The organism is Rhodovulum strictum, from assembly GCF_009649175.1.
GTDB lineage: Bacteria > Pseudomonadota > Alphaproteobacteria > Rhodobacterales > Rhodobacteraceae > Rhodovulum > Rhodovulum strictum.
The window spans coordinates 1-934 of the sequence record NZ_WJPO01000082.1; the positions used below are offsets into that span (position 1 = coordinate 1).

At 62.0% G+C, this 934-nt stretch carries 1 tRNA gene; it reads right to left on the minus strand.

The features are described from left to right. Nucleotides 1–345: 345 nt before the first annotated feature. A tRNA-Thr gene (locus GH815_RS18715) sits at nt 346–421 on the minus strand. Nucleotides 422–934: the final 513 nt, after the last annotated feature.

Sequence of the window (934 nt, forward strand, 5' to 3'; positions counted from 1 at the left end):
TCTGGTCTAGCAGCTTGAAACTACAGCGCTTTCAGGCGCACGCAACTTTTCCGGCCGAATTGGACGAATAAGCCGGGCTGAGAGTTCTTCTTATGTTCCTGTCGCGCGTGCATCCTGCGCTTCTCATCGCCCTTGACGTGCCCTCCCGGTCCCCGCTACCTCTCTCCTGGCGGGTCCACAATCGGCCCGCGCAAGGTCCACACCCGGGCAGGAGCTTCCGTCTAAGCCTTTGAGAATAAACGGTTGCAGCGCGTTCGATTTTCGATCGCCGCACCTTCCCGTGGACCCGAGAAGGCAGCTATCGGCCTGTTTGCCTTGAGAAACAGGTGTATGGCAAGGGTGTAGTGGTGCCCCAAGACGGACTCGAACCGCCGACCACCTATTTACGAAACAGGTGCTCTACCAACTGAGCTATTGGGGCCTTGCGCCGCATCGTTTAAACGACCGCGGACGGACGCGCAACAGCAATTGGCTGCCGCGCCCCTGTTCCAGTCCGAAACCCGCTTGGACGGCAGGATGAGCGCATGACCCCGCCGGGCGCCTCGGGCGGGTATCGGACCGACGCGGCATGGGCCGGGTGCTCGGTCTCGTCGGCGCTGATCCCTGGGGGCGGCCGGATCAACCCGCGACGCTTGGGGTCGTGGAGCGCGCCGAGCAGGCGGCAGCCCGGAGGCTGTGCGTGTGATCGCCAACAGCACTGTTCAATTCGGACAAACTGCCCCCCGATGACCGGGCGATAGCCGAGACATGCTTCCGTTTTCTCACCCGGACTGCGGAACAGGTCATAACCGAGGTCCATGCCTCACCTCCGGAACGAGCAGTCAGGGCTAGGGTCAGGACCCATTGATATACTTGAAGCTGTCCGGCCTGCGTGATTCAAGCTCCCGAACTGACGGGGGTGGAGATGAGCAACCTTTTCTGGCTGACCGACGCG